Origin of the sequence: Mesorhizobium sp. M7D.F.Ca.US.004.03.1.1, assembly GCF_003998635.1 — a bacterium.
GTDB lineage: Bacteria > Pseudomonadota > Alphaproteobacteria > Rhizobiales > Rhizobiaceae > Mesorhizobium > Mesorhizobium loti.
The window spans coordinates 1-2,547 of sequence record NZ_RZQG01000841.1; the positions used below are offsets into that span (position 1 = coordinate 1).

The window sequence follows — 2,547 nt, forward strand, 5'->3', positions numbered from 1 at the left end:
AAGCTTTCCTCGAGATGCGACACCGAGATCGCCAGCAGCGAAATCGTTTTCTCCTGGCGGTGGTCGGCGAGCACGCCGCGCACCAGATCGCCGGCGATCTCGGCCAGCATCGTGGTCGCCGAGATCGGCTGGTCAAGGGTGATCGAGCGGGTGACGGCGCTGAGATCGGCAAAGCGCACGCGCACCGTCACGGTGCGGCCGGGCCGCGCCTTGGCGCGCAGCCGGCTGGCGACGCGGTCGGCCAGATGCAGCAGAGTGGGCACGATGACATCAGCCACGGCGGGCTTTTGGCCGAGCGCCGATTGGGCACCGGCCGAGCGCGCCCGGCGATGCGTTTCGAGTTTCCGCGGGTCGCGGTTCCATGACAGCGCGGCGAGCTTTTCGCCGGCGGCCGGACCGAGCAGCCGTGTCAAGGCGCTGCTGTGCGTCCTGGCCAGTTGGCCGATGGTCTCGACACCGATTTCCGCCAGCCGAGCCTTAGTCGCCGGGCCGACGCCCCACATCAGCCCGACGGGCAGGTCGTGCAGGAAGGCGATCTCCGTGCCGGGCTCGACCACCACCAGCCCGTCGGGCTTGGCGACCTGCGAGGCGATCTTGGCCAGGTGCTTGGTGCGCGCCACGCCGATCGAGATCGGCAGGCCGAGTTCGGCCCGCACGCGGCGGCGGATGGTTGTGGCGATCTCTTGTGGCGAGCCGAACAAATGCGTGCAGCCGGCGACGTCGGCAAAGGCCTCGTCGATGGAGATGCGTTCGACCAGCGGCGTGAAATCGTCGAGCACCTTGATCGCCGCGTCGCCAAGCCGCTGGTAGTCGCTGAAATTGCCGCCGACGAAGATCAGCTGCGGGCAGAGCTCGCGCGCCTTGCGCCCCGGCATGCCGCCGCGCACGCCAAAGGCGCGCGCCTCGTAGGAGGCGGCGAGCACAACGCCACCGCCCACCGCGATCGGCTTGCCGCGCAGCGACGGGTCGAGCAACTGCTCGACCGAGGCGTAGAAGGCGTCGAGATCGGCATGCAGGATGGTGGCTGTCGTTTCCATCCCGACCGCACATCCGCAGTTGCTGATAGACCGGAACAAATAGAGAACAAAGGCGGATCATTGTCAAGCTGCGAGCGATTTGTGCAGCAAAGAGCAGTGCCGGCTCGGCTTGAGCCCCGCCACCTAGACGATATGATCCGCCCGCAGCGCTGCTTTCATCTGTTCCAGCGCCGCCTCGCCACCGGCCGCCAGCTCGTCGGCGATCCGCGCCAGATGATCGTCGGCCTTGCGGTGCTTGCTGCCCCAGGCGCCGAGCGTCACCAGCACCGGCAACAGGTCGATGCCGGCCTCGGTCAACCGGTAGACCGTCTTCAGCCCATGCGTCGGGTCGTCGCTGCGAATGAGGATGCCTTCGTCCTGCAGCGTCTGCAGCCGCTCGGCCAGCGTGCGTGACGAGATGCCTTCGTCGGATTGCAGGAATTCGCGAAAGTGCCTTTTCCCGGCGAAAACCAGGTCGCGGATGATGAGCAGCGTCCAGCGGTCGCCGACGAGTTCGAGCGACAGGTTGATCGGGCAGCCGGATTTTTCGCGCGTCGACATCTATGGTTCCATTTTTAAATCACTTTACTATTGACATCATTTTAGTCTTGCGTCAATAGTTCCGAATGTAAACCATTTAACGCTGACCATGCCGCTCGCTGCCCCGCAATTTCGCCTGCACGCTTTGAGCCGGGACAAACCGAGGAGAACGATGATGAAAAAGCTGATCCTTCAGATGCAGATGTCGGTCGACGGCTTTGTCGGCGCCAATGAGGACCATCCCTGGCAGCTTTGGGAATGGGGTGACGAGAGCGGCTGGGACGACGAGCTGAAGCAGGACTTCAACGCCGTCTTCGCCGGCATCGACACCATTTTGCTCAGCCGCAAGATGGTGCAGGAGGGGTATCTTACCCATTGGGGCAATGCGGCGAAGAAATTTCCGCGCGACCCGTTCTATGCCTTTGCGCAGCGCGTCGTCGACGCCCAGAAGGTGGCGCTGAGCGACAAGCTCAAGCACTCGGTATGGGAGCGCACAAGGGTCGCCAGCGGCGACCTGCCGCGCGAGGTCAATGCGCTGAAGGCGGGCGAGGGTGGCGACATGGCGGTGTTCGGCGGCGCCGGGTTCGCCTCGGCGCTGATCGCGGCCGGGTTGGTCGACGAGTTCCAGCTGTTCATCAATCCGGCGGTGCTGGGTGCCGGACGCCGCATCTTCGACCAGGGCGGTTTCCAAAACTTGGCGCTGCTCGGCTCGAAGGCCTATGCCTGCGGCATGGTGGTCAACAGCTATGCGCCGGTGGGGTGAGGCAGAGACAGAAAATCAGGGCTCCGACGTATCTTTCTTGTCCGCCCGTTCGTCCTTGGCTTTGGAAGGTCGCGCAGCCCGCGATCCGTAACCAGGGAGATCATCATGGCGAGCACGCAGAGCGAGGCAAACAGGAACCACTACGCGGCGATCGCCGCCAATGCCGGCAGGCTGACCAGCCCGCAAGCGATCATCGACCACAACGACACCCATTGGACGGCACTGACC

At 64.5% G+C, this 2,547-nt stretch carries 3 protein-coding genes; 1 reads left to right on the forward strand and 2 read right to left on the reverse strand.

Annotated elements, in window-relative coordinates; genetic code table 11:
• The coding region (gene dinB / locus EN935_RS30705; protein ID WP_127373948.1) for a DNA polymerase IV at positions 1 to 1,037 on the reverse strand (1,037 nt) is incomplete at its 3' end.
• Positions 1,038 to 1,160: 123 nt separating this feature from the next.
• The gene (locus EN935_RS30710; protein WP_109660790.1) at positions 1,161 to 1,577 is read right to left on the reverse strand and encodes a helix-turn-helix domain-containing protein; all 417 of its coding nucleotides are present in this window, start codon (positions 1,575 to 1,577) and stop codon (positions 1,161 to 1,163) included.
• Positions 1,578 to 1,731: 154 nt separating this feature from the next.
• Here EN935_RS30710 and EN935_RS30715 point away from each other — a divergent pair, with 154 nt between their 5' ends.
• Positions 1,732 to 2,319, forward strand: a complete 588-nt coding sequence (locus tag EN935_RS30715; RefSeq protein WP_127263507.1) for a dihydrofolate reductase family protein — start codon at positions 1,732 to 1,734, stop codon at positions 2,317 to 2,319.
• The last annotated feature ends 228 nt before the right edge of the window (positions 2,320 to 2,547 follow it).